A 26,487-nucleotide genomic window follows, 5' to 3' on the forward strand; every position below is an offset into this window, starting at 1 on the left:
GTTGCGTTCGTTTTACTCAACATAAAAATGCAGGGAACGAGTTATGAAAACGTTAGGTGAGTTTATTGTTGAAAAGCAGCACGAGTTCTCCCACGCCACCGGTGAGCTGACTGCTTTGTTGTCAGCAATAAAGTTGGGCGCCAAGATCATCCACCGCGATATCAACAAGGCCGGTCTGGTCGATATCCTGGGTGCCAGCGGTGCTGAAAACGTTCAGGGCGAGGTTCAGCAAAAACTCGATCTGTTCGCTAATGAAAAATTAAAAGCCGCACTGCGAGCACGCGATATTGTTGCCGGGATCGCCTCCGAAGAAGAAGATGAAATTGTCGTCTTCGAAGGGTGTGAACACGCCAAATACGTGGTGCTGATGGACCCTCTGGATGGCTCCTCTAACATCGACGTTAACGTCTCTGTCGGAACGATCTTCTCTATCTACCGCCGCGTCACGCCTGTCGGCACGCCGGTGACAGAAGAAGACTTCCTGCAGCCGGGTAACAGGCAGGTGGCCGCGGGCTATGTGGTCTACGGCTCTTCGACGATGCTGGTATATACCACCGGTTGCGGCGTCCACGCCTTCACCTACGACCCGTCCCTCGGCGTCTTCTGTCTGTGTCAGGAGCGCATGCGCTTCCCGGAGAAGGGCAATACCTACTCCATCAACGAAGGCAACTACATCAAATTCCCGCAGGGCGTGAAGAAGTACATTAAGTACTGCCAGGAAGAGGACAAAGAGACTCAGCGTCCTTATACCTCACGCTATATCGGCTCGCTGGTGGCGGACTTCCACCGTAACCTGCTGAAGGGCGGCATCTACCTGTATCCGAGCACCGCCAGCCACCCGGACGGCAAGCTGCGCCTGCTGTATGAATGCAACCCGATGGCCTTCCTCGCCGAACAGGCGGGCGGTAAGGCCAGCGACGGTAAAGAGCGTATTCTGGATATTATCCCGGAAAGCCTGCACCAGCGCCGCTCCTTCTTTGTCGGTAACAACCACATGGTTGAAGACGTCGAGAACTTCATTAAAGCATTCCCGGACGCCTGATCCCTGCCCTCCCTTCCCGCCTTGCGGGAAGGGAGTTCCCTGTCAGCGACTCCCCGCTCCGCTCACCCGCGTCACCGCCGCATTCTGCCGATTTTCCCACAGCACCGTCAGCCCACGCTGCAGCGCGATAAAGATAAACAGCAAAATACCGATCGCAATTTTCGTCCACCATGAGCTGAGGGTGCCATCGAAGTTGATGTAAGTCTGAATCAGCCCCTGGATCGCCACCCCGAACAGCGTTCCCAGCACGGTGCCAACACCGCCGCTGAGCAGCGTACCGCCGATCACCACCGAGGCAATCGCGTCCAGCTCCACGCCGACGCCCGCCAGCGCATAGCCCGCCTGGGTATAAATGGAAAAGACGATCCCGGCCAGCGTCGCCAGCCCGGTGGAAAGCATATAGATACGGATCGTGGCGCTGCGAGTCGAAATCCCCATTAAATTCGCCGACGTCGCGTTGCCGCCGATGGCATACACCTGGTTGCCAAAGCGGGTGCGATGGGCGACAAAAATACCGGCCACCACCACCAGCAGCATCAATAGCCCCATGGCGCTGAGACGACCGCCGCCGGGGATGGTCCATGCCAGCCCGGACAAGGTGTCGTAGACCGGATGGTTAATCGGAATCGACTCCTCCGACACCAGATAGCTGACGCCGCGCAGGAAGAACATGCCGGCAAGCGTGATGATAAAAGCCGGGATCTTCAGCGCGTCGATAAGCAGCCCCATAAACGCACCGAAGGCGCAGCCCATCACCAGCACCAGCGGAAACGCCACCAGCGGCGATATTCCCCAAAAGCCAATCGCTTTGGCGAGGAAGACGCCGGTAAAAGCGATCACCGACCCCACCGACAGATCGATCCCACCGGAGAGGATCACAAAGGTCATGCCCACGGCGATGATCCCGAGGAAGGCATTATCCGTCAGGATATTGCAGATCACCCGCGTTGAGGCAAAGCCGGGGAACTGCGTCAGGCAGTAGAGATAGCCCAGTACAAACACCGCCAGGGTGATCATCAACGGTAAATTACGTTTTATCATGGCCGCGTACCCCTTTCAGTAAACCGATAAAGCGCGGCGACTGGACAATCAGTACGCACAGCACCACCACCGCTTTCACCACCTGGTTGAGCTCCGGCGGAAAGCCAGAAAGCAAAATGCCGGTATTCATTCCCTGGATAATCAGCGCCCCCACCACCGACAGCAGCAGGTTGAAGCGCCCGCCCATCAGGGAGGCGCCGCCGATGACCACCGCCAGAATGGCGTCCAGTTCGAGCCACAACCCGGCGTTATTAGCATCCGCGCCGCGTATGTCCGCCGCCACGATGATCCCGGCAATCGCTGCGCAGACGCCGCTCAGGACATAGGCCAGCATCACCACGATGCGGGTATTCACACCGGCGTTTTTCGCCGCGCGGATGTTAATCCCCACCGCTTCGATAAACATGCCCAGCGCCGTTTTACGGGTAAACAGCCAGAACAACAGCAGGGTGGCGGCAGCGATGATCACCGGCGTTGGAAACAGCAGAAACGATCCGCTGCCGAGCCATGCCAGGGCCGGGGAATCAAAGGTGACGATCTGTCCGGCGGTGATTAACTGCGCGACCCCGCGCCCGGCCACCATCAGGATCAACGTCGCCACAAAAGGCTGGATCTTAAGGACGGCGACGAGGATGCCGTTCCACAGCCCGGCCAGCGCACCGGCCCCCAGCGAGGCCAGCACCACCACCGGCAGGCTGTGCCCGGCGACGGTCATTGAGGCGGCCGTCGCGCCGGCAATCGCCATCACCGCCCCCACCGACAGATCGATACCGCCGGTGGCGATCACCAGCGTCATGCCGATGGCCAGCAGCGCCACCGGCGCGGCGCGGTTAAGAATATCGATCGGGCTGCCAAACAGGCGGCCATCCTGGAGCACCACCTGATAAAAATGGGGCGCGACCAGGCTGTCGACCAGCAGAACCAGCAGCAAGGCAATGATCTGCGGGGTGCCCTTCGGCCAGCTGAAGCGTCGCTTCTCAGGGCCGGTTTGCGAAAGAGATCGAGGCATCATGAGTTACTCCTTATGCCGCAATAGCGTTCATGATCGCCGGTACAGAGAGCTCGGCGAGCGGGATCTCCGCCACCTGTCGGCGATCGCGCATGATAATGACCCGATCGGCGTAACCCACCAGCTCCTCCAGTTCAGAGGAGATAACCAGCAGCGCCAGACCATCGGCGCAGAGGGTTTCAATCAGGCGAATAATTTCCGCATGGGCGCCGACGTCGATGCCGCGGGTCGGCTCATCGAGGATCAGGAACTGCGGTTTGGTCAGCAACCAGCGGGAGAGCAGTACCTTCTGCTGATTGCCGCCGGAGAGAAACTCGATCGGCTGCTCCGCGCTCGGGGTACGGATCCCCAGCTGGCGAATAAAGCGCTCGGCGATCTCGTTCTGTTCACGCCGGGGGATCGGCCGCAGCCAGCCGCGCTGCGCCTGCAGGGCCAGGACGATATTTTCCCGCACCGAAGCGGCGGCGATAATGCCGTCGGTTTTGCGATCTTCAGGACAGAAGCCGATCCCGAGGCAGGAAGCCTGATGCGGGGAGCGCAGGGTCTGCGGTTTGCCTTTGATCCACGCCTTCCCGCTATCCGCCGTTTTAATACCGAAGATCACCTCGGCGGTTTCCGTGCGTCCGGAACCCAGCAGGCCGGCGAGGCCCACAATTTCGCCCGGACGGACCTGCAGGTCGAACGGCGCGATAGTGCCTTTTTTACCGTAGCCTTCAAACGCCGCCACCGGCTTATCGCTCAGCAGGGTACGGCCCGCCCGCTGCAGGGCATTGTGGTCCAGTTCGCGACCCAGCATCATTTTCACCAGCTCAATCTGCGGTAGCTCGCGAGTCTCGCAGCAGCCGACGAAACTGCCGTTGCGCAGCACGGTGATGCGATCGCTGACCGCATAGACCTGGTCGAGAAAATGGGTGACGAAGATTAGGCTGACGCCGTTATCCCTGAGCTGGCGCATCAGGGTGAACAGCATCTCCACCTCCTGGGTATCGAGGCTGGCGGTGGGCTCGTCGAGGATCAGCACTTTGGCCGACAGGTCGATGGCCCGACAGATAGCGACGATCTGCTGCATCGCCACCGAAAAGCGGTTCAGCGGTTCGCGCACGTCGAGAGAAAAGCCGTAGGAGGCCATCAGCGCCGTCGCCCGCGCCTCCATCTCTTTGCGTCGCAGCAGGCCAAACCGCCGCGGCTCACGGCCGATGAACAGGTTATCCGCCACCGACATATTGGGTAGCAGGTTCACTTCCTGGTAGACGGTGCCAATCCCCAGCTGCTGGGCATGGGCGGTATTTTTGGGCGAAATAGCCTGGCCTTCCAGCCAGATGGTGCCGCGATCGGCATGATAAACGCCGGTAAGCGCTTTGATCAGCGTCGATTTTCCGGCGCCGTTTTCGCCCAACAGGGCCATGATTTCGCCGCGCCGCAGGCTAAAGTTGACGTTATCCAGCGCCTTAACGCCGGGGAAGAATTTACTGAGTCCTTCGGTGCGAAGGATCTCCTGGTGTGCCTCGGCGCTCATAATCGATGTCACCTTTAAATGATGTCAGGTTACCCCGGGTCGCGCTGGGCTTCCCGGGGTTACTGGAACGCTGCTTTTTACCTTCTCCCACCGGGGAGAGGGTTGGAATGAGGGGATCCCCACTCAGTAACCCATATTTTTCTTCTTCTCTAACTCTTCTTTCGCCGTATCCGGCAGATACAGCGTCGATTTGGTAATGGTCAGCTTCTCAGGCAGGGTGCCGTCTTTTTTGTATTTCTCCAGCGCATCAAACGCCGGACCGGCCATATTTGGCGTCAGTTCGACGCTGGCGTTGGCTTCACCAGCGATCATGGCTTTATAGATATCCGGCACGCCGTCGATGGAGCCCGTGAGGATATCTTTGCCCGGCTTCAGACCCGCCTCTTTAATGGCCTGGATGGCGCCGATTACCATGTCATCGTTATGGGCGAAGACCATGCAGATGTTTTTGCCGTTATTCTCAGCTTTGATAAAGCTCTCCATCACCTCTTTCCCTTTGCTGCGGGTGAAGTCGCCGGACTGAGAGCGGATAATTTTGATATTCGACGCTTTGGCAATCGCGTCGGCGAACCCTTTCTTACGATCGATGGCCACGCTGGCCCCAACGGTGCCCTGCAGTTCAACGACGTTACACGGCTTACCGTCGACGGTTTTCACCAGCCAGTCGCCAATCAGCTGGCCTTCCAGCACGTTGTTGGCGGTCACGGTGGTCATGTAGAGATCTTTATCTTTAACATCAATGGAACGGTCGAGGAGGAAGACCGGGATCTTGGCCTCTTTCGCCTCTTTCAGCACCGGTTCCCAGCCGGTGGCCACCACCGGTGCAATGAAGATCGCGTCGACCCCTTGAGCGATAAAGGAACGCACTGCTTTGATCTGGTTTTCCTGTTTTTGCTGACCATCAGCGATCTTCAGGGTGATACCGCGCTTGGCGGCCTCCTCTTTCGCGACGCTGGTTTCCGCCGCACGCCAGCCGGATTCAGAACCGACCTGCGAAAAACCTACGGTTAGCGGGGCAGCTATCGCCATAGACGACATAGCTGCGGAAACTGCTGTGACAAGAAGTAAGCGCTTCCACATAAGGGTATCCTCGTAGGGTTATTGTTGGTTAAAGTCTCACCTGCGGACAAACTATAGACAATCGGTGATGTAACTGAATGCGTTACATCACACTTCAAAAAAGTAAATGAGATGTTAATGATGGCCTCGCTGCCCAGCGGAGAGCCGATAAGGCTTCGCAGGGAGCGCGGCTGTTGCGGTTTATGACGTTTTTTTAAGCAGTTTGATAAATCAATCACATGCAATGAAAACGGTTACATAAATTTATTCATGATGTGGCTATGTTTATGGATTTTCATGTCATTATTACGCGAAAAATTCGGAGCACTCCGCGGCGATATCGGGAAAAAGAAGCGAAGACTTTCGATGTGAGTTGGCTATAATACCGAGCACTTGTTTGCCATACATTTTAAAGGAAACAGACATGAGCTTACTCAACGTACCTGCGGGCAAAGATCTGCCGGAAGACATCTACGTCGTGATCGAAATCCCGGCGAACGCAGATCCTATCAAATATGAAGTCGACAAAGAGAGCGGTGCACTGTTCGTTGACCGTTTCATGTCCACAGCAATGTTCTATCCGTGCAACTACGGTTACATCAACCACACCCTGTCCCTGGACGGTGACCCGGTTGACGTGCTGGTCCCGACGCCGTACCCGCTGCAGCCGGGCTCCGTGATCCGCTGCCGTCCGGTTGGCGTTCTGAAGATGACCGACGAATCCGGTGAAGATGCGAAACTGGTTGCCGTACCGCACACCAAGCTGAGCAAAGAATACGATCACATCAACGATGTGAACGACCTGCCGGAACTGCTGAAAGCCCAGATCTCTCATTTCTTTGAGCACTACAAAGATCTGGAAAAAGGCAAGTGGGTTAAAGTCGACGGTTGGGACAACGCGGAAGCGGCGAAAGCCGAAATCGTTGCCTCTTTCGAGCGCGCAAAGCAGAAGTAATTCTGTCTCAGGCAGGGTCATCCCCTGCCTGATTGCGGCACGGATAGCCGCGATAACACCATGGAGGGTGTCCCGTGAAAAGCGTTCGCTATTTCACTCTGAACTATACCGGTTTCACCACCGCCGCCTGTGAAAAACAGGGATATCTGCGCCTTATCGCCGGCGAGCATGTCTTTTATACCGATAAACGCTATTTTAAAGACCCCGCGCTTTTTGACCGCCTGACGATCAATCAGCCTCTGCACCTTGGCGTCCGCCGTCTGGACAACGGCTGTTACTGGATCCACTGGCTCAGCGATGGCGAAACGCTCCTTGAACCCAGTCAACGGGTAACGCGCTGGGCCCGTCCGCTGCTGATTATCAGCCTGCTGACGCTCATCGTCGCTCTTATCCCGCTCGTGATGAGCACCTCAGAATGGGGAAGGTTCGGCTGCGGCATTATCGCGATACTGGCCTTCATCGGACTGTTAACAGGGCTCTATGAGCGACTGTTCCACCCGGTGCTAAAACGGCACCCCGCCATGCGCGATCTGCTGACGAAGATGGCGCAGGCCCGCCGCCGCGACTTTTCCTTTTGCCAGCGGCTACCTGCAACGGCGCGGGCCGTCCGCCAGTCGGCAATGCCTTTTACGCAAGCCCTGCCGGAACGCTATGCCGTCCGGACGGGAAAAATTAGCAATATCATTTTTAAGAAGTGGTTCGCGGGGAACCCAACGCGGGAATACCATGGCGTTGGGATACAATGCGACACGGCGCCGCTGGCCTTCTGGTGGCAGACAGGCTGCGCCAATTTCGCGCTGCATCCCGTTCTCTATCGTCGTCAGCCACCGTTTATCGCCATTGGCGATCGCCTCGTCGCCGTGTACGAGCGCGACAGCCGTGCGATCCACGCGCTATACAATGCCAGCGACGGCGCGGCTTATATAAAAAACCATCCACTCTATCCAGGTCGCCGACAACTGGCGCTGCTCTATTACCTGTTTTACGGCCTCGCGCTGGTGATGTATCTGCTATTTCTCGCTGTTGAACTCATCAGTGCCCTTCAGTCAGGCCGGAGCGTCTGGTGGCAGGTTCAGGATTCACTGGACATGCTGTCCCTATTATTACTCAGTTTCGGCGGGATCCTGGCGGTACTGGAGCTGATTGGCCCGACGGCCTGGTTATTATCACACCGGGTAGCTGACTGGCTGAAGATGCGCTCGGCGATGCGGCGCTACCTGCAGGGAGTGGCCCGCCATACCGCGCTCGAGGAGATCATGTAATGTTCAGCACCCCCACACGACGATTATTCTTTCTCGCGCTGACGACGCTGGCTTCCGCGATGTGGCTGGCGAAGGATCGTCTGCCACTCTGGTAAGGCATGGAGCAGAAAAAACAACGCCACCCGAAGGTGGCGCTGTCGTGGTTAGTACTGGTCGCGATCCAACCAGTTGCCGTTCGCTATCAACGTACATCCCTCAACGGAACGTTGATACACATACATCCATGCGCTGCCGTAAGGCGTCTGAATGAGGTGGCGCGCATACTCGCCCCCCTTCGTGCGTAGCGCATCCAGTTCGGCCAGCGTCGATGCATCAATACGATAAACTTCACCATGTACTGTGCCTTCGCCGGGCACCGCGCCTGGATAGTGGCCCAGGCTGTACAGCTGATAATCGTTGACACTATGAGCGCCCAGCCACTGGGCGTTGGTCATCCAGTGGCTGTTGCCTTGTTTGCGTCGTAAACTGCCGTAAACAAATATTCGCATTGCTAAAACTCAAACTGATAGAGCAAATCGAGCGCCTGGTCAATGCCAGACACCGCTTCCACATATAGCCTAGGCATCAGGCGATAACGTAAAGTCAGCGTCGCCAGGGAGTCGAAAATACCGACCCCATATTTTACCTGCAGACCCGGCAGTACATAGCCGCTGACCACCACCTGGGAAGAGTCGCCTACCCCTTCGGTGTCCAACGCCAAATTGCTTACGCCAAACGTCTCGCCGATTTTACCCACAACCTGACCACTTTGTGCAACCCCCATTCCAATAAGCATTGAGGTCATCGCGGCGCTATCGCTCTGTCCGCTGCTCAAACCCTGGCCGCGCAGCAGATAAGACAGCGCTTCCTGCTGGGACATCACCGGGTCAGAGAAGATCTCCGCTTTCGGCTGATCGGCGGAGCCGGTGACGCGAACGCCGGCGATCACATCGTCTTCGGTAGCATCCGGGTTACGAATCGCTTCGATATTCAGCAGCGGCTGATCCGGCGGACCGGAGAACAGCAGCTCCCCTTTGCGAACAATCAGATCCTGACCATAGGCGTGGAAGCGGCCGTCCGGAATATTGATCTGCCCGTTGAGGCCCAAGCCTTGCTTGTCCTGCGCCACTTTCAAATCACCGGTCAGACGCGCTTTCAGACCAAAGGCTTCCAGACGCACGTTGTTGCCGACGTGAATCGTCAGGTTGCTGTTGATCGGGATACCGGCGCTCTGCTGATTAATCGGCTTGAGGTTTTTATCCAGCATCACTTCATCAGAGGAGACGCCAACCGCGCTCTCTGGCACCTCGTTGACCACGATCCGCGCCCAGGGCACATCCACCTTGCCATCAAGGCTGAACAGGCTCGGCGTGGCGGTAAACACCACGTCCGGCGACACATCGAGACGCACCATCGGCGGCACCGTGATCCGCACCCGGCTGCCCTTCGCTGCAATCTGCGCCCGCCAGTTATCGATCTGCGTCCAGTCGGCGTTGCCGCTGAGAGCAATTTGCCCCTGGCGGGTGTTCACCGTCCCCTGCAGGGTCGAGCGCGTGCCGTTGAAGTTCATCGCCAGCTGGCTCGGCTGCATATCAAACGGCATGAAGTTGCCATCGATATCCACCCCGCTGAGCTGCATCTGGCCGAACAGCTGCGGGCTTTTCACGTTGCCGCCCAGACGCAGACGGGCGTTGAGCCTCCCCTCGGCTTTTTCGCCGCGAGCGAAAATCGGGTTGATCATCGCCAGCGAGAAGTTGCTGATATTGACGTTGCCGCCGAGATTACGCCGCCCCTGCGGGTCGGTGACCTGCACCTGCCCATCCAGTTGACCATTGTTGGTCAGGCGGATAAGCCAGCCCAGCTCGGCGCGATTGTTATGCAGGTCGGCGCTGAGGTTCAGCGTATCGAATGCCACCGGCAGCGGCGCGTCGTTGACCACCTGGGTCACCTTGACGTTGCGCCCGCTGAGGGTCACTTTGCCCTGCGGCAGCCCCTCTTTGGTGGTGTCCCAGCTCACATCGGCATTACCGGTAAACACGCCGCTGGCCTGGGTCGCCTCCGGCATAAACGGCTTAAGCATCGCCAGATCGAAGCGGTTGAGGTTCACTCGCGCCCGCCCGCTGGCGCCCGCGTCGATGGTCTGCGGGACGCACAGCTCGGCGTTCGGGTTGGTCCAGCAGTGTGGCCCAATGCTGATTTTCTGCTCCTGGTTGCGGTAGTCCAGCGCAATGCTGCGCGTCAGCGCTACCGGCCCTACCGGCGTCTGGAAGCGGGTATCGCTCAGCGAGCCTCTCCAGCGTTCGGCCTGACGATCGAAGCTGCCTGCCAGCGTCAGCTGGCCGGAAACCGGATCGCCCTGCACGCGCAGCCGCAGCTCATGCTGCTTCTCAGTACCTTTGGCATTGAGCTGCACCAAACTGATATTGACCCCCGGCTGGCTAATGCGATCGACCCGCACATCCAGATTACCGCCAATCTGATCGGTGGATTTCACGTCCCCTTTGACGTTGACCTGGGCGATCGTCAGTTCCTGCCAGCGCAGCGCCCGGGCGGTGATGTCGGCCAGAAGCTGCGGCGCATCGACAGTGCCGCGCACTTTCACCAGCCCCTTCGCCGTTCCGCCAAGCCCCGGCAATGCATTATCCAGATGCGGGGCATCGATAGTGGCGTCGAGGTTAAGATCCTTCACCCCAAGCTCACCTTTGATATCGGCGCTGTTCGGGCCTAACGCCAGGTGCAGGCCCGGGATTTTCCACTGCAGATAGCTGTTACCCTGCAGCGAGCCCGAAACATCCACTTTGTTCTGCTTCACGTTGCCGGTAATTTTCAGCTCCGGCACCGACATCTGCCAGCTGCCGCCGTACAGGCTGCCCTGGGTCTTGATCATGCCGTTGAGCTTCGACGGCCAGTCCGGCACCTCTTTGGCGGTGTTGATCCCATCGAGGGTCAGCTCGCCGCGCCAGCTGATCGCCTGCTGCCAGTCGAGCAGCGCCTTCAGCTCGGTTTTCCCTTCCAGGGCGTTGACCGTCAGCTTGTCGAGATTAATCTGCCGCTCATTGCCTTTGGCGTTGAGGGTGATTTTCGCCGGCGGCAGCGACTGACCTTTCACCGCCGTGGAGAAGGCCAGCGCGTAGTCGGTCATTTTGCCGCTAAACTTCAGCTGGACGTCGTCGGCCTGGAACTGCTTCTCGCCGCTGAATGGCCAGGCGAGCTGCTTACTCTTCAGCTCCATATTGAGCGGCAGCCCGGCCTCCGCCAGCTGCGCATCCGCGCGCAGCGTGGCCGCGACTGGCCCGCTTAAGTCCACCCCGACCTTAAGCGTTTTACGCACTTCACCGCCCACCTTCAGCTGCACCTTCTCCCCTTTCATCGGGTCAACGTTCAGCGTTCCGGCGAGGGTAATGTCCACCGGCCAGTTATCCTGCAACTGCGCGTGGCCCGAGGCGCTGACCTTGCCCTGATCGGAGTCAATATCTAGGGCGTCGAGCTTCATCTGACCGTCGATACTGCTGACTTTCAGCAGCAGGTTATACACGGTGATGTCGGTATCGCCGGTCAGGCGTAGTTGTTCCCCGCGGAACGCCTGAATATTGAGGTTCAGCGGCAGATGGACATCGGTCATTGCCGGCAGCACCGGCTGCGAGAAGAGGTCGGTCATCGTCTCGCCGAGCGGTTTTTCCTGCGGCTTCGGGTTGTCGATTTTCGGCTCGACCACCTGCTCCTGCGCCACTTTCGCCACTTTCGGCAGGGCGATCAGCAGCCCCTGCAGCGAGGTCGGCGTCAGGGTCAGGTTTTTCTCCTGCCAGTTCAGGCCGGTGGAAAAATCGCGCACGGACACTGCGGTATCGTCGATTTTGACGTTGACGTTATGCAGTGCGACGCGGCTGAGGGTGATCGGATAAGGGGTGGAGAGATTCAGCGGCCCGCTGTCTTCTTCCTCGACCGGCGCGGCGGGCGGCATCTTCTTCGTATCGACAGCGACGTAAATATCGCGCAGCGCGATGTCGTTCACGCACAGGCTGCTGTCCCACAGGCAGCGCAACCTGACGCTGAGGTGAAACTGGCCGGCGGTGACCGCCACGCCGGGCTGCTCGTAGCGAACATTATCGAGGGTTAAATCACGCCAGCCACCGGTGACTTTGCCGATATCCAGCCCCGGTACCCAGCGATCCGCCGCTTTGAACACCAGATGCAAGCCGGTGGTCGTCCCCACCAGGAACCCGACGGTGCCCAGCAGGAGCACCAACACGATTAAGACGCCGAGGCTTATCTTCTTCCATAAACTCATAATTCAGGCCCCAGACCGATGTAAAACTGTAAACCATGCTCTTCTTTGTCGCCGATCGGCCGGGCGATATCCAGCTTGATCGGCCCCACCGGCGACTGCCAGCGCACGCCCACCCCGGCGCCGGTTTTGAAATCGCTCTCGCGAATATCGCTGACCGCTTCGCCGCTATCGACAAACACGGCGCCCCACCATTTACCACTGACGTTGTACTGATACTCCAGCGAGCCGGTCGCCAGCTTCGAGGCCCCGATCAGCTTGCCGTCATCGTCCTTCGGCGAGATAGATTTGTATTTATAGCCGCGAATACTGCGGTCGCCCCCGGCGAAAAAGCGCAGATCCGGCGGCACCTTGTCAAAGTTGTCCGCTTCGATCCAGCCAAGGTTGCCGCGCACCACAAAGCGGTGGCGGTCATAGAGGGTACGGATCCAGACGTCCTGGGCCTGCATCACGATGAAGTTGATGTCCGAGCCCCACATGGTGTTGGAGTAGTCCACGGAGTAGCGCTGTGAATCGCCCCAGGTGGGCATCAGACCGCCGCGAGAGCGAGTGCGGTTCACCGAGACCCCAGGGTAAATCAGCATGGTGGTGTTGGTGACGTTCGCCTGGGTAAAGTGGTCCAGGCTCCAGCGCAGGTTGATCGCCCGCTGCCAGCCGCTCGACATCTCCCAGAAACGCGATACCCCAAGCGTGGTGGAGTCGGCCTGGGTGTCATTAAGATCGGTGCGCTTAAAGCCGCCCTGCATCAGATAGTACTGCTCGAGCGGGCTCTTCAGCAGCGGGACTTTATAGGTAAAGTCGAACTGCTGCTCCGGAGCGGAGAGGCTGACGCTGGAGGTCAGGCTGTGGCCATACGAGTTCATCCACGGTTTTTTCCACGTGGCTTTCACGCGCGGCCCGACATCGGTTGAAAAACCAACCCCGGTTTCCACGGTGTTCTCTTTGCGTGGCGAAACAACGCCCTGCAGAGGCAGCACCTTGGTTTTCCGTGATTTAGCGAAATCAGGCGCCACCACGACTGAACTGAACCAGCCGGTCGCCGCCAGGCGGCGGTTTAGCTCGGCCAGATCCTGCGAGGTGTAGTAGTCGCCCTCTTTAAACGGCACGAGGTTTTGCAGGTATTCATCGCGAATTTGCGATCCGGAGAAGGTGACGTGACCAAAGCGATAGCGCTCGCCGCTGTCGTAATCGATATCCCAGAACGCCTGGTGGCGGTCAAGGGAGACCCCGAGCTGGCTTTTGTTGAACTCGCTGTCAAAGTAGCCTTTGCGCAGGGCGACGCGGGTCAACGAGCTCTTGAAACCGTCATAATCGCCATGGTTCAGCACCGTCCCGATGGCCGGACGCGTTTTTAGCAGCGCCAGATAGTCGCTATCGGTACGGGCGCCGCCGCGCAGAATGACCTCGGTTCCACCAATGCGCACCGGTTCACCCGGGGTCACTTTGGCGATCAGCACCTGACGCCCCCTTTTCGGCGGCGGACGTAAATCAAATTCAATCGTCGGCTCGTAATAACCCAGCGCTTTCAGACCTTCGCGAATGGCGTCATCGACGCGCGCGCGAAAGCGACGATCCGGCGTGACCTCATCACTCTGGATGGTGGAAAGCTGGGCGCGAACGTTTCTCTCCAGCTCCCCGGATAATCCCTCAACCTGCAAACGCACATTCGCTGCGCTGGCGACCCCGCTGACCAGCAAAAGGCTGGTGATACATAACTGGCGGATTTTTAGCACATTTTCTCCTGAATCTCCCTGTTTCCCCCTACAGGAAACACTGGCGCCGCTCCACGGCTTAACAAAACCCTAACAACCAGGGTTGAAAAAGTGGCAATAACCCAAATAATTCTTATGTATTAATCTAGACGTATTACGCGTGTTTATTGTGTTAAAAGACACGCTTCGTTACAACCTTAACGACGATTTCTGTATTGAGAGGCCAACCGTGAGTCTATTTGATAAAACGCATCTTGTCGCCCAGGCGGATGCGCTGCCTGGACGCAATACCCCCATGCCAGTGGCGACGCTCCACGCAGTTAACGGCCACTCGATGACCAACGTCCCAGCGGGGATGGAAGTGGCGCTGTTCGCCATGGGCTGCTTCTGGGGAGTGGAGCGCCTGTTCTGGCAATTGCCGGGGGTTTACAGCACCGCCGCAGGCTATACCGGCGGCTATACGCCAAATCCGACCTATCGCGAAGTGTGCAGCGGCCAGACCGGTCACGCGGAAGCAGTGCGCGTGGTTTACGATCCGCAGGTGATTAGCTATGAGCAGTTATTACAGGTGTTCTGGGAAAATCACGATCCGGCGCAGGGCATGCGACAGGGCAACGACCACGGTACCCAGTACCGTTCGGCGATTTACCCGCTGACGCCGGAACAAACGGCAGCGGCAAAGGCCAGCCTCGCCCGCTTCCAGGCGGCGATGAACGACGCGCACGATACTCGTCACATCACTACCGAGATCGCTACCGCCAAACCCTTCTACTATGCCGAAGACGATCATCAGCAGTATCTGTATAAAAACCCGCACGGCTATTGCGGCATCGGCGGCATCGGCGTGTGCCTGCCGCCTCAGTAACAACCCGATTGCGCTATCGGGGAGTGGTGGTTAATCAGAAAAGACCGGGCCCGCAGGGAAGTGGGCCAGAAATGCCGTCACGGTTAACCATTCACGCAATGACGGAAACGTCATCTCTTTCTCTGCCAATGCCCGATCGAAAGCGATTAGCGAATCGATGCCTGCCGTTCCGAACACGCCCCCGGCCCATAGTATTCTTTGCGCCTGGTCCCGCGCCCAGCCACTCTCGCTACGCCAGGCAAGGATATGCAGCAGAGCCTGTAATAAAGAGGCGACGTGGGTGCGCTGCTCTTTCACCAGCCGGCGGTAAACAGGCAGAGCAACACTTCTTATAATGTCGATACTCTCCCATACCGCCTCGTCTTTCAGCAGCCTCCCGGCCTCTTCGCACAGACGATTATGGGTAATAACCTCTTTTTTCTCGATGGTCTTCCCGGCAGCAATCACCATCCCACCCAGCAAATAGAGCGACTCTGGCAATAATGGCAAAACAACCCGCCGTTCTCTGGCAAGCTGCTGTCCGGCATAAAGGCAGTTAACCACTGTTTTTTGGACGTTGTATGGCTCGCTGTGGCTATCGAGGAGGTGTAACTCAGGTACCAGGTGATTCACTAAATCCACCGCCCGGACAGAGTGAAGAATAATGCTGCTCTGTTCGGAGGTCTGTATTCTCTGCACATCCAGTAAAACAGTCTCTTCCATTTTATTTTCCCTCTGTTATACGTACTTGCACAACGCCCATGCCGGGACGCATCTGATTCCAGCCTTCGCTTAATCGCGCAGCATCAGTCATACCCCACCTCAAAACAGGGTTGAAAGAGAGGACATAAACTTAGGTAAGGTATTTATCAGCGCAACGAGAGTGAGCAACAAACAAAAGAGATAGCTGATCGCCATGCATATTTGTAATAACCGTGGCGCCTTGTATCCTTTATTAATATCCTTTCGCCACAGCAGCAGGCAAATAAACAAGCCGGCGACCGGCGTGGATACCGCCGTTGCCACATTCGCTAAGTAAATTAACTGCACCGGCGAACCGCCAAAGCTAAAGCAGATTAACCCCGCCACCACCAGCACCACCATGGATCCCCACTGGACCGCTTTACTCTCCAGCGCGGTAGATTTATTGAAGCCGGAATTGAGCAGCACAACCCCACGCTGAGTATTCCCCAGTAGAGATGAGAAACCCGCCCCCAATAGGGCGACACCCATAATGTATTTTGCCGCCCGTCCCATACTGGGCGTTAACAAATCGGCCAGCTGCGTCGGCGTATTGATTGATATCCCTTGCGGAAAAAGGACGATGGCCCCCACCAGAATAATCGCCCCGCTGATCAGCAGCACACCGATAATATGGGCGACGGTATCCGCCACCATCACGCCATTAAAGAGGTCATCTTTTTTCCATTTTTTCTCTTTGCCAAGGTAAGTGCCGTAGATCCCGGTCGTCAGGGAGGCATTGGTACTGATAAAGCCCAGGGCGGTGACTAAACTCCCCGCAGGAAACATCCAATGCGTTAACCCTTCGCCACTGGCTTTCCAGTCTGGTCCCCCCGTCCCTACCAGGGTAATATAAAAAGCGATAATCATTGCCACAATACAAATAGTGATCCCTTTTTCGACTTTGGAATAAACGCCTTTAGAGAAATAGCAATAGATCATCACCGCAATCATAATTAACGCACCGAGTTTCCAGTCAATGCCGAAAACCAGGTTCATGCCGGCCCCGGTACCCGAGATATTCCCCATGGTAAAAAAAAGACAGGCTAAAAAAGTAGCCACCCCCACAAACCCCGAGGCGACTTTACCGTAATAGTGACGTATCGCCTCGATTGACGGCATTCCGGTGAGCATCGAGATACGATAGGTCGTCAACATAAACGTGATCCCCATAAAGGCAATGGGGATCAGCAGCCATAACAAAGAGTAGCCATAGTCCGCCCCTAACATCGACGCGGTGGTGATAGCGCCGGGACCGACAACGACCCCGGTAAGAACAATACCCGGACCAATACGGCGAATTAATTGAGAGAAGGGAAGTTTTTCTATTTGTGCGGGTACAGTGGAAGATGTTTTTTCTAAATTATTCATGACAGCCTCATTATATTATCTTTACAGAATATTATATGGCCAACCTTATATATTGAATAAAACCGGATAGTCCCTGGTAAAACCAACCCGTATTCATGAAGAATACGGGTTTAACATACAAATAATGAATTAAATAACCGCTTTTTTAATACCTGCTTCACGGATAGCCGCTTTGATCTCTTCTTCCGCGCCGGGTTCCAGCGGTAACAACGGTGAACGAACGGTCGCGTGTTCCAGGATGCCACGTTCAACCAGAGCATGTTTCAGCGCGACCGTGCCTTCCATATGCGAGCCACGGTGATAAACGGCCTTGGTAACCGGCAGCAGACGATCGTGAACCGCTTTGGCCTTCACATAATCCTGCGCTTTTCCGGCCTCCAGCAGCTCTAACAGGAGTTCCGGCGCAATATTGCCATACCCCACCAGGAAACCATCAATATCAAAAGCGGTATGCAGCAAATATTCATCATGACAGCTGAGGATCTGTAAATCAGGGCGTTCGCGGCGAATCACCGGAATTTCCGTATCCCAGCGGCGCATATTCCGCACGCCATTTTTCATCGCAAAGACTCCCGGTTGCGCGGAGATATCCAGCATCGTTTCGAGGTTATAGGTGGCTTTCGTGACATCCGGATACTGAAACAGAATAAGCGGCAGGCCGCTCTCTTCGTATACCACGCGATAACGATCCTGCGGCGCCCCTTTTTGGTAGCCAAAACGCAGCCAGCCATGGGAGGGATACAGCAGACCTGCGGAGGCCCCGGCTTCCACGGCACGCTGTGCTTCCAGCGCCGCCACTTCCGTCCCTTCGCCGGTAATACCGGCGATAACCGGCACGCGGCCTTCGGTCGAGTCCACAAAACTACGGATAACATCGGCCTGCTCCTGCTGAGTCAGGAAGGTACCTTCCCCGGCATGTCCCAGCACCACCAGACCTTTCACGCCTTTCACGCTGCCAAGCCAGGAACCTAAGCGTTTGATCGCTTGATGATCGATGCGTCCATCGCGGGTAAAAGGGGTAACGGGGGCTGGAACAATACCACGCAAATCAAGTGCTTTCATGTTAACTCCTTACACATTTCAACAATAAAGATGATAAAATCCCCTTCTTGAAATCGATTGCAGGAACGATTGCAAGTGAATTGAAATGTCTTCCCTTTACTCCGCAAGATCAAGGGTACTCTGCGAATAAATGCAATTCGAATCACAAAAAAGAGCGGCTTAAATGTTTATCAATCTGCATTACGTGATCTATTTCCCACATTATTGCCTGTTACCGCTCACGCCAATTCAGTTGCGTGGGCGAAATAACTACGAATACAATCTCAGCTGAATTTAAACAGGGAATCGGTCATGGGAAATCAGTCATCTTCAGAGCAAAATGGAAGAACGATCACGATGCAGGATGTGGCACGCGCTGCAGGCGTGAGTGTTTCAACTGTTTCACGCGTGCTGGATGAACGTCTCCCCCCGTCCCGCAGCCCTTCCGCTGAAAAAATACGCGAAGCGGCGAAGCTGCTGGGTTATCGACGTGACTACGTGGCGTCAAGTCTGCGCCGGGGCGATACCGGCACGATAGGCGTTCTGGTGCCCAGATTGACTGATACCGTGACGGCGATGTTCTATGAAGCCGTCTCTCAGGCCGCTGCGCGCCATGGGTATTTCACGGTAGTGGCCACCTGTGGCAACGATCCAGAAACGGAAGAGCGCGCCGCGCAATCTCTGTTAGACCGCCGGGTGGACGGCCTGATCCTTTCCACCTGCCGCCTGGGCGATCGCCTGCCCCAGCAGCTACGGGAAAAACAGATCAACCATGTTCTGGCGCTACGCACCGACGGCATTAGTCCATCGGCCATTGGTGATGACGAACTGGGGGGTTATCTGGCGACCCGCCATTTACTGGATTTAGGGCACCGGGAAATCGGCATCATTGCCGGGCCGAATTTTTCATCGAGCACCTTAAACCGGCAAAAGGGTTTCCTGCGGGCCATGCAGGAAGCGCAGGCCGAGGTGAATCCCCAGTGGTGGCGAGATTCCGATTTTACCATTGTGGCCGGTGAAAACGCCGGTTATGAAATACTGAATAGTCCTGCGCGCCCCAGCGCCATTTTCGCCGTCAATGATGACCTGGCGATCGGCGTGATGGCGGCGGCACATCGACTCGGACTGGAGATAGGCCGAGACGTTTCGCTGGTGGGTTATAACGACATTCCTTTGGTCAGCCGTCTGCCGATCCCCTTAACCTCGGTAAAAACGCCGCTTGATCAGCTTGCCAGCCATGCTGTCGAGTTACTGTTAAGCAACCATGTGGAAAATCCTCAGCGCTATTCTCTACCCACGCTGATCCCGCGCGCTTCCACGCGGCCTTATCGCTAAGCGGCGAAGGTTCCCGGCCCAAAGGGTGTGACAGGGCCGGGGCAGTATTTAATATTATGCCAGCTAATGTTATCAGATATTGATTCTTGCTCGTCAGGGGGAGGTTATAGCGTAAACGTCATGCCAATACGATACCGTGATTCTGAGATTTTATTTTGGCCGTCATGGTAGCCCTGTTTCCCGAGATAATCATATTCGATATAGGGACTAAACCAGTCATTCCATTTATAGCGTAGCGTTAGCGCATTTTCTGTCGCCGAAGACTTATCATTTTTATACTTATAGTCGTCATTGACGTGGCGATAGACCGTGCCTTGATATAAGGCGCTCCATTGTGCATTAAATTTATAGGCAACATATAAATCCAGACGATTGACGCTATCCCGATGCGACTCACCGGCACTATTGACCGTTTCATAAGTGTTGTAGTCATAGCGATAACGCAGCCCAAAGGTAAGGTCGGGCGTGGCTTTATAATTAACGCGCAGATAAGGCCGTAGCTGAGTGCCTTTGCTGCTCCAGTGATAGATGCCGCCAGGCTGCAAGGCCCATTTATCGGCGAATGGCCAGCTATAGTTAGCCTCTATTTCATTATAATCGACCGTGCTGTCGCCAAAGGAGTGGGAACCATCAGCTCTGTCGGTACCCTGGTTGCCCTGATGGTTATTTTTGTTGTTTTTGTTATCCATCTCCATACTCGCCCACCAGCCTGTTTCCCACCCCTGGCTGACCTTATAGCGGGACTCGTAAGAGTGGCTTCCCGCCCGATATCCTCCCCTGACATCAAAGGTCAGCGCGTGGCCGGCTGCAGGAATGCCAAGAACGCAACACATAATAAAAGCGGTTTTTGTATGCATATTTTATCCCTAAAATTAATCATCTTGAAATGAAACGGAAAAGAATATGACGGTATCTATATATTATCTAAACCAATGTGAAATCGTTTGCGGTATCGTTTTCAATTACAGATATATTTCTATTACTAAATACGAATGGTCAAGACGGTAAAAATACCGATGCTATTCTCATCACAAATTTTCATCCGCTATTATCATGGCAGATGAATTTCTGTGATCGACTCCGCTCCCTTTATTAGCGGATCATCGACTTCCCTTTCACCTGCAGATGAGTCGCTCTTGTTGCGGGAATTATCCTGCGACGCACCTGTCATCATAAGTACGCGTTTACGCTGACGCGTGGCGGAGAGATAACCGCGTAATTAACAATGATTAATCAATGCTCTGGCGATTTTGCTGACTGTTACGCTATACTACCTTCTGAAATTGCCAGCCCGCGCCTGTGGGCGGGTGTTCAAGTAGCTTCCTTATAGTTCGATCAACTTCCCTTCCGAGGATCTGACCTCAACGGTCAGAAAAGATATGTTAAACAGTATTTTAGTAATACTCTGTCTGATAGCCGTCAGTGCCTTTTTTTCGATATCGGAAATCTCACTGGCCGCCTCACGTAAAATCAAACTGAAACTGCTGGCCGATGAAGGCAACGTCAACGCACAGCGCGTGCTGAAGATGCAGGAGAACCCGGGCACCTTCTTTACCGTCGTGCAAATCGGCCTCAATGCCGTCGCCATTCTTGGCGGTATCGTGGGCGACGCGGCCTTCTCCCCGGCGTTTCATAGCCTGCTCAGCGGGTATATGTCGCCGGAGCTGTCCGAGCAGCTGAGCTTCATCATCTCTTTTACCCTGGTCACCAGCTTGTTCATCCTGTTTGCTGACCTGACTCCGAAACGCATCGGTATGATTGCGCCCGAAACCGTGGCTCTGCGCATCATCAACCCGATGCGCTTCTGCCTGTTAGTCTTCCGCCCGCTGGTGTGGTTGTTTAACGGCATGGCCAACATGATCTTCCGCATCTTCAAACTGCCGATGGTGCGTAAAGACGATATTACTTCCGACGATATCTATGCCGTCGTTGAAGCCGGCGCGCTGGCCGGGGTGCTGCGCAAGCAGGAGCACGAGCTGATTGAGAACGTGTTCGAGCTGGAGTCCCGTACCGTTCCTTCCTCCATGACCTCGCGCGAAAACGTCATTTGGTTTGATTTACACGAAGACGAGCAGAGCCTGAAGAATAAAGTGGCCGAACATCCACACTCGAAATTCCTCGTCTGTAATGAAGATATTGACCACATTATCGGTTACGTCGATTCAAAAGATCTGCTGAACCGCGTACTGGCCAACCAGAGCCTGGTCCTGACCGGCGGCGTGCAGATCCGCAACACGCTGATCGTGCCGGATACCCTGACCCTGTCAGAAGCGCTGGAAAGCTTCAAAACCGCCGGCGAAGATTTCGCGGTGATCATGAATGAATACGCGCTGGTGGTCGGGATCATCACCCTCAACGATGTGATGACCACCCTGATGGGCGACCTCGTCGGCCAGGGGCTGGAAGAGCAGATTGTCGCCCGCGATGAAAACTCGTGGCTGATCGATGGCGGTACGCCGATTGATGACGTGATGCGTGTGCTGGATATCGACGAGTTCCCGCAGTCCGGGAATTACGAGACCATCGGCGGCTTTATGATGTTTATGCTGCGTAAAATCCCGAAACGCACCGACGCGGTGAAGTTCTCCGGGTATAAGTTCGAGGTCGTGGATATCGATAACTACCGGATCGACCAGCTGCTGGTGACCCGCATCGATAACAAGCCAACGGTGCTGGTGCCCAAGCAGGCCGAAGCGGCGGAAAGCCAGAACGCCTGAGCGTAACCCTTGCTCTATTTTCAGGGCGGATAACCATCCGCCCTTTTTATTGCCCGAATATAACGTCCTCGCTCCCACTAAACAAAATTGCTTTATCGGTGGGTTACAGCGATCCGGTCTATTTCACCCGCCTTTTTCGTAAACATAACGGCGTCCCACCGGGCGAATATCGCAAACGCTATGCGGAAATGAAGGGCTAAAAACATCAACGGCTCCCATCGGGAGCCGTCTTTTACCTACTACGTACTGCTACGTTTCAGGTTATGCCATCTCAGTTTGCAGACGCAACACCTGACGATTGACTTCGGACATCACTGACAGATGCAGCTTGTCCTTGACCTTCGGGATAAGGATTTTGCCCTTATCAAATTCAAATGCGCCAACGTCCTTGATGTACAACCGTCCACGAAACAGGATCTTCACGTACTTCGCCACTTGCAGCGGATTGTAGCGTTGGAAAATTTTCATTCTTCTCTCCTGCCAGGGTTACGCTCCTGTGGTGCCACAGTTAGCCCACGTATCGGGAGCGCAAATTTTAATGCCCTAAAACTATAGTCCAGAATCTCAGAGGGACCCAGTGTGTATAAGTTTATTTACCGTTTGATGACAATAATTCAGAATTTTCGTTTCGGACATACGATGAAGTAAGTATAAGTCGCCATTTTTCTACTAATTTGTGCGTCAACACGCAAACTGGCATCCTCATTGCGGGTAATCGCCGCCAATCGCACTTATGATTAAACGAGACCAAGTGGTCGGATCACCTGCATAAAAATGATTAAGGATTACGCATGACCCTACGTAGCATACTGGCCGCCTCGTTACTGCTTCTCCCGCTGCTGGCCACAGCGCATAACTTCGTCGACGGCCAGCGTGTGGCGCCGGTCGGCGTCGCGGATCGGGGAGAACTCATTCTGGATAAGGATAAGTTTAGCTATAAAAACTGGAACAGCTCGCAGCTGGTGGGAAAAGTGCGAGTTATCCAGCACATTGCCGGTCGCTCGTCAGCCAAAGAGAAAAATGCCAACCTGATCGAGGCGATTAAAGCGGCAGGTTTCCCGCACGATCGTTACCAGACTACCACCATCGTTAACACCGACGATGCCATTCCGGGCACCGGCATGTTCGTGCGCAACAGCATTGAGAGTAATAAAAAGCTTTTTCCATGGTCGCAGTTTATCGTCGACAGCAACGGGCTGGTGCGTAAAGCCTGGCAACTGGACGAGAAGAGTTCCGCGATCGTGGTGCTGGATAAGGACGGGCGCGTAAAGTGGGCCAAAGACGGTGCGCTGACCCAGCAGGAGGTGCAGCAGGTCATCGACCTGCTGCATAAATTGCTTAATAAATAGAGACCCGGAAGCCGGGGTTGAGGAAGGATTCACGCGGCGTGTAGTCGAGGGTTTTGCCCTGCCAGTCGTGAACATGCGCCCCGGCGGCCACCGCGACCGCGTGGCCGGCGGCAGTGTCCCAGGTGCTGGTCGGCCCGAAGCGCGGATAGAGCTGGGCCTGGCCTTCCGCCACCAGGCAGAACTTCAGCGAAGATCCGATAGAAGTGGTTTGATGCTCGCCCAGTTGCTCAAGATACTCCTGCAGCTCCGGATCGTTACCGTGAGAGCGACTGATCACCACCCGCGGCGGACGGGCATCGCGGACCTGGATCTGCTTGCGCACCCCGCACTCTTCTTTCCACGCTTTGCCTTTTTCCGCGCTGTACATCACCTTCATCACCGGCGCATAGACCACGCCCAGCGTCGGCTTGCCGTTTTCGATCAGCGCGATATTGACGGTGAATTCGCCGTTACGCTTAATAAACTCTTTGGTGCCGTCCAGCGGGTCGACCAGCCAGTAGCGCTGCCAGTGCTGACGTACCTCCCAGGCCGGCGGGTCCTCCTCGGAAAGAACCGGGGTGTCAGGATCCAGCGCTTTCAGACCGCTGATGATGACGTTGTGCGCTGCGATATCCGCCGCCGTGACCGGAGAATCATCTTTCTTGCTGGCGACGTTGATCGGCTGGTTTCCATCGTAGACTTCCATGATGGCATCGCCCGCGTTCCGTGCAAGCTGACATACTTGTTCTAACATTCTCCACCTCGTCTGGTTACAGTGGCGTTAACTCGTTGTTTTATTTATATCGCATCACCGCGAGTTCCGCTATCTGTGATAACGATGGCGGTTTCTCTGCCCGCTTTTCTGGCAAGATTCACATTTCTGTAAGCAACAGAATATAAATACATTTTCTACTGTGCTATCGCTCATAAAAAAAGGACGCCTCTGATGATTAAGTTTAGCGCAACGCTCCTGGCCACGCTGATCGCCGCCAGCGTCAACGCCGCGACGGTCGACCTGCGGATCATGGAAACCACCGATCTGCACAGCAATATGATGGACTTTGACTATTACAAAGATGCCGCCACGGAGAAATTCGGCCTGGTCCGTACCGCCACCCTGATCGAACAGGCGCGGGCAGAAGCGAAAAACAGCGTGCTGGTGGATAACGGGGATGTTATCCAGGGGAGCCCGTTAGGCGACTACATGGCCGCGAAAGGGTTGAAAGAAGGCGATGTGCATCCGGTGTATAAGGCGATGAATACCCTGAATTACGCCGTCGGCAACCTGGGCAACCATGAATTCAATTATGGCCTCGACTTCCTGCATAAGGCGCTGGCCGGGGCGAAATTCCCCTACGTGAACGCCAATATCATCGATGCCAAAACTGGCAAACCGATGTTTACGCCGTACCTGATCCAGGATACCCGGGTCGTGGACAGCGATGGTCAACCCCATACTCTGCGCATCGGCTATATCGGTTTTGTGCCGCCGCAGATCATGACCTGGGATAAAGCCAATCTCAGCGGTAAAGTGACGGTCAACGACATTACCGAAACCGCGCGCAAATATATCCCGGAGATGCGGGCGAAAGGGGCTGATGTGGTGGTCGTGGTCGCGCACTCCGGCCTCTCCGCCGACCCGTATCAGGCGATGGCCGAAAACTCGGTCTACTACTTAAGCCAGGTGCCCGGCGTGGACGCCATTATGTTCGGCCATGCCCACGCGGTGTTCCCGGGTAAAGACTTCGCCAACATCAAAGGCGCGGATATCGCCAAAGGGACGCTGAACGGCGTACCGGCGGTGATGCCGGGAATGTGGGGCGATCATCTCGGGGTGGTTGATCTGGTGCTGAACAACGACAGCGGCAAATGGCAGGTAACTCAGAATAGAGCGGAAGCGCGGCCAATCTATGACGCGGTGGCGAAGAAATCGCTGGCGGCCGAAGACGGCAAGCTGGTGGCGGTGCTGAAAGCCGACCACGACGCCACTCGCGAATTCGTCAGCAAGCCGATCGGCAAGTCCGCCGACAACATGTACAGCTATCTGGCGCTGGTGCAGGACGACCCGACGGTGCAGGTGGTCAACATGGCGCAGAAAGCCTATGTAGAACACTATATTCAGGGCGACCCGGATCTGGCGAAGCTGCCGGTGCTCTCCGCCGCCGCGCCGTTTAAAGTCGGCGGACGTAAAAACGATCCGGCGAGCTTTGTCGAAGTGGAGAAAGGTCAGCTCACCTTCCGCAATGCCGCCGACCTCTATCTCTACCCCAACACCCTGGTGGTGATGAAGGTCAGCGGGAAAGAGGTCAAGGAGTGGCTGGAGTGCTCCGCCGGACAGTTTAACCAGATCGATCCCGCCAGCAGCAAGCCGCAGTCGCTGATCAACTGGGACGGCTTCCGCACCTATAACTTCGACGTCATTGACGGGGTGAACTACCAGATTGACGTCACCCAGCCGGCCCGCTACGACGGCGAATGTCAGATGATCCATCCGCAGGCAGAGCGTATTAAGCACCTGACCTTTAACGGTAAACCTGTCGATCCGCAGGCCACTTTCCTGGTCGCGACCAATAACTATCGCGCTTACGGCGGCAAATTCGCCGGCACCGGTGAGAGCCATATCGCCTTTGCCTCACCGGATGAAAACCGTTCAGTGCTGGCGGCGTGGATAGGCGCGCAATCGAAGAAGGATGGCGCGATCCATCCGGCGGCGGATAACAACTGGCGTCTGGCGCCGATCCACAGCAACACGCCGTTGGATATTCGTTTTGAGACCTCGCCAGGCGACAAAGCCGCGGCGTTTATCAAAGAGAAAGCACAGTATCCAATGCGCCAGGTGGCCACCGATGATATCGGCTTCGCCATTTATCAGCTGGATTTGAGCAAGTAATGCCTGTTCCCCGGTGGCGCTGCGCTTACCGGGGCTACAAACCGGGGCTGACGGGTAGCCCGGATAAGGCGCCAGCCGCTATCCGGGTACATCTCCCCGGCGGCGCTGCGCTTACCGGGGCTACAAACCGAAGCTGACGGGTAACCCGGATAAGGCGCCAGCCGCTATCCGGGTACATCTCCCCGGTGCCGCTGCGCTTACCGGGGCTACCAACCGGAGCTGACGGGTAACCCGGATAAGGCGCCAGCCGCTATCCGGGAATATCTCCCCGGTGGCGCTGCGCTTACCGGGGCTACCAACCGGATCTGACGAGTAGCCAGGATAAGGCGCCAGCCGCTATCCGGGAATATCTCCCCGGTG

At 56.0% G+C, this 26,487-nt stretch carries 21 protein-coding genes and 1 pseudogene; 9 read left to right on the top strand and 13 right to left on the bottom strand.

Annotated elements, in window-relative coordinates; translation table 11 throughout:
• The first annotated feature begins 43 nt into the window (after positions 1–43).
• Positions 44–1,042 carry a class 1 fructose-bisphosphatase gene (fbp, locus tag R0140_RS24485; RefSeq protein ID WP_008807144.1) on the top strand — a complete coding sequence of 333 codons (999 nt, stop codon included), beginning with the start codon at positions 44–46 and terminating at the stop codon, positions 1,040–1,042.
• A 42-nt stretch (positions 1,043–1,084) separates the two neighbouring features.
• On the opposite strand, the gene yjfF is transcribed toward fbp, so the two are convergent.
• The 4 genes from yjfF to ytfQ form a co-directional block, all read right to left on the bottom strand.
• The gene (yjfF, locus tag R0140_RS24490) at positions 1,085–2,083 is read right to left on the bottom strand and encodes a galactofuranose ABC transporter, permease protein YjfF (RefSeq protein ID WP_002886825.1); all 999 of its coding nucleotides are present in this window, start codon (positions 2,081–2,083) and stop codon (positions 1,085–1,087) included.
• On the bottom strand, positions 2,070–3,095 hold the full coding sequence (gene ytfT, locus R0140_RS24495; protein WP_032741395.1) for a galactofuranose ABC transporter, ATP-binding protein YtfT: 1,026 nt from the start codon (positions 3,093–3,095) through the stop codon (positions 2,070–2,072). Before ytfT ends, yjfF begins: the two co-directional genes overlap by 14 nt.
• 10 nt (positions 3,096–3,105) lie before the next feature.
• Positions 3,106–4,608: a galactofuranose ABC transporter, ATP-binding protein YtfR gene (ytfR, locus tag R0140_RS24500; protein ID WP_317703917.1), complete on the bottom strand. Its 1,503-nt coding sequence runs from the start codon at positions 4,606–4,608 to the stop codon at positions 3,106–3,108.
• Between the two features lie 123 nt (positions 4,609–4,731).
• A complete protein-coding gene (ytfQ, locus tag R0140_RS24505; RefSeq protein ID WP_008807147.1) occupies positions 4,732–5,688 on the bottom strand; it encodes a galactofuranose ABC transporter, galactofuranose-binding protein YtfQ in 957 nt (318 codons plus the stop codon).
• Positions 5,689–6,091: 403 nt separating this feature from the next.
• Between ytfQ and ppa the strand changes: the two genes are divergently transcribed.
• Together ppa and R0140_RS24515 are read left to right on the top strand one after the other, a co-directional pair.
• Positions 6,092–6,622, top strand: coding sequence for an inorganic diphosphatase (gene ppa / locus R0140_RS24510; RefSeq protein WP_032741393.1), 531 nt, complete (start codon positions 6,092–6,094; stop codon positions 6,620–6,622).
• 74 nt (positions 6,623–6,696) lie between these two features.
• Entirely contained in the window at positions 6,697–7,884 is a 1,188-nt protein-coding gene (locus R0140_RS24515) for a hypothetical protein (protein ID WP_032741391.1), read from the top strand.
• Between the two features lie 143 nt (positions 7,885–8,027).
• On the opposite strand, the gene R0140_RS24520 is transcribed toward R0140_RS24515, so the two are convergent.
• Genes R0140_RS24520 through tamA form a run of 3 tightly spaced genes read right to left on the bottom strand, consistent with a single transcriptional unit; the run spans position 8,028 to position 13,881 of the window.
• Positions 8,028–8,372: a gamma-glutamylcyclotransferase family protein gene (locus R0140_RS24520; RefSeq protein WP_008807149.1), complete on the bottom strand. Its 345-nt coding sequence runs from the start codon at positions 8,370–8,372 to the stop codon at positions 8,028–8,030.
• Positions 8,373–8,374: 2 nt separating this feature from the next.
• Entirely contained in the window at positions 8,375–12,151 is a 3,777-nt protein-coding gene (gene tamB / locus R0140_RS24525; protein WP_008807150.1) for an autotransporter assembly complex protein TamB, read from the bottom strand.
• Entirely contained in the window at positions 12,148–13,881 is a 1,734-nt protein-coding gene (gene tamA / locus R0140_RS24530; protein ID WP_008807151.1) for an autotransporter assembly complex protein TamA, read from the bottom strand. The genes tamB and tamA overlap by 4 nt, the downstream gene beginning before the upstream one ends.
• 208 nt (positions 13,882–14,089) lie before the next feature.
• Here tamA and msrA point away from each other — a divergent pair, with 208 nt between their 5' ends.
• Positions 14,090–14,725 (top strand): peptide-methionine (S)-S-oxide reductase MsrA, encoded by a 636-nt coding sequence (gene msrA / locus R0140_RS24535; RefSeq protein ID WP_008807152.1) that lies wholly within the window; start codon positions 14,090–14,092, stop codon positions 14,723–14,725.
• A gap of 30 nt (positions 14,726–14,755) precedes the next feature.
• Here msrA and R0140_RS24540 read toward each other — a convergent pair whose 3' ends face one another.
• The 3 genes from R0140_RS24540 to R0140_RS24550 form a co-directional block, all read right to left on the bottom strand.
• On the bottom strand, positions 14,756–15,427 hold the full coding sequence (locus tag R0140_RS24540; protein ID WP_008807153.1) for a hypothetical protein: 672 nt from the start codon (positions 15,425–15,427) through the stop codon (positions 14,756–14,758).
• Positions 15,428–15,526: 99 nt separating this feature from the next.
• Positions 15,527–16,816, bottom strand: coding sequence for an Nramp family divalent metal transporter (locus R0140_RS24545; RefSeq protein ID WP_012543094.1), 1,290 nt, complete (start codon positions 16,814–16,816; stop codon positions 15,527–15,529).
• Between the two features lie 129 nt (positions 16,817–16,945).
• Positions 16,946–17,878, bottom strand: coding sequence for a dihydrodipicolinate synthase family protein (locus tag R0140_RS24550; protein WP_022065390.1), 933 nt, complete (start codon positions 17,876–17,878; stop codon positions 16,946–16,948).
• 291 nt (positions 17,879–18,169) lie between these two features.
• On the opposite strand from R0140_RS24550, the gene R0140_RS24555 reads away from it, so the two are divergent.
• Entirely contained in the window at positions 18,170–19,192 is a 1,023-nt protein-coding gene (locus R0140_RS24555) for a LacI family DNA-binding transcriptional regulator (RefSeq protein WP_032741387.1), read from the top strand.
• 104 nt (positions 19,193–19,296) lie between these two features.
• On the opposite strand, the gene R0140_RS24560 is transcribed toward R0140_RS24555, so the two are convergent.
• Positions 19,297–20,049, bottom strand: coding sequence for an oligogalacturonate-specific porin KdgM family protein (locus R0140_RS24560; RefSeq protein WP_023323518.1), 753 nt, complete (start codon positions 20,047–20,049; stop codon positions 19,297–19,299).
• 522 nt (positions 20,050–20,571) lie between these two features.
• Between R0140_RS24560 and R0140_RS24565 the strand changes: the two genes are divergently transcribed.
• Together R0140_RS24565 and R0140_RS24570 are read left to right on the top strand one after the other, a co-directional pair.
• Complete coding sequence (locus R0140_RS24565; RefSeq protein ID WP_008807158.1) at positions 20,572–21,909, top strand: polyamine export protein PaeA; 1,338 nt, start codon at positions 20,572–20,574, stop codon at positions 21,907–21,909.
• A 62-nt stretch (positions 21,910–21,971) separates the two neighbouring features.
• Positions 21,972–22,109 (top strand): annotated as a pseudogene (locus R0140_RS24570) (helix-turn-helix domain-containing protein); the annotation flags it as partial.
• A gap of 61 nt (positions 22,110–22,170) precedes the next feature.
• Here R0140_RS24570 and R0140_RS24575 read toward each other — a convergent pair.
• A complete protein-coding gene (locus R0140_RS24575) occupies positions 22,171–22,377 on the bottom strand; it encodes a DUF1107 domain-containing protein (RefSeq protein ID WP_002886707.1) in 207 nt (68 codons plus the stop codon).
• A gap of 323 nt (positions 22,378–22,700) precedes the next feature.
• Here R0140_RS24575 and R0140_RS24580 point away from each other — a divergent pair, with 323 nt between their 5' ends.
• Positions 22,701–23,258 (top strand): YtfJ family protein, encoded by a 558-nt coding sequence (locus R0140_RS24580; protein ID WP_023339455.1) that lies wholly within the window; start codon positions 22,701–22,703, stop codon positions 23,256–23,258.
• Here the strand turns inward: R0140_RS24580 and cysQ are convergent.
• The gene (gene cysQ / locus R0140_RS24585; RefSeq protein ID WP_032741383.1) at positions 23,248–23,991 is read right to left on the bottom strand and encodes a 3'(2'),5'-bisphosphate nucleotidase CysQ; all 744 of its coding nucleotides are present in this window, start codon (positions 23,989–23,991) and stop codon (positions 23,248–23,250) included. The two genes, R0140_RS24580 and cysQ, sit on opposite strands and share 11 nt — an antisense overlap.
• A 192-nt stretch (positions 23,992–24,183) precedes the next feature.
• Here cysQ and cpdB point away from each other — a divergent pair, with 192 nt between their 5' ends.
• Positions 24,184–26,127, top strand: a complete 1,944-nt coding sequence (cpdB, locus tag R0140_RS24590; RefSeq protein ID WP_023323514.1) for a 2',3'-cyclic-nucleotide 2'-phosphodiesterase — start codon at positions 24,184–24,186, stop codon at positions 26,125–26,127.
• Positions 26,128–26,487 lie beyond the last annotated feature (360 nt).

Source organism: Klebsiella sp. w6, assembly GCF_033100215.1.
Classification (GTDB): domain Bacteria; phylum Pseudomonadota; class Gammaproteobacteria; order Enterobacterales; family Enterobacteriaceae; genus Klebsiella; species Klebsiella variicola.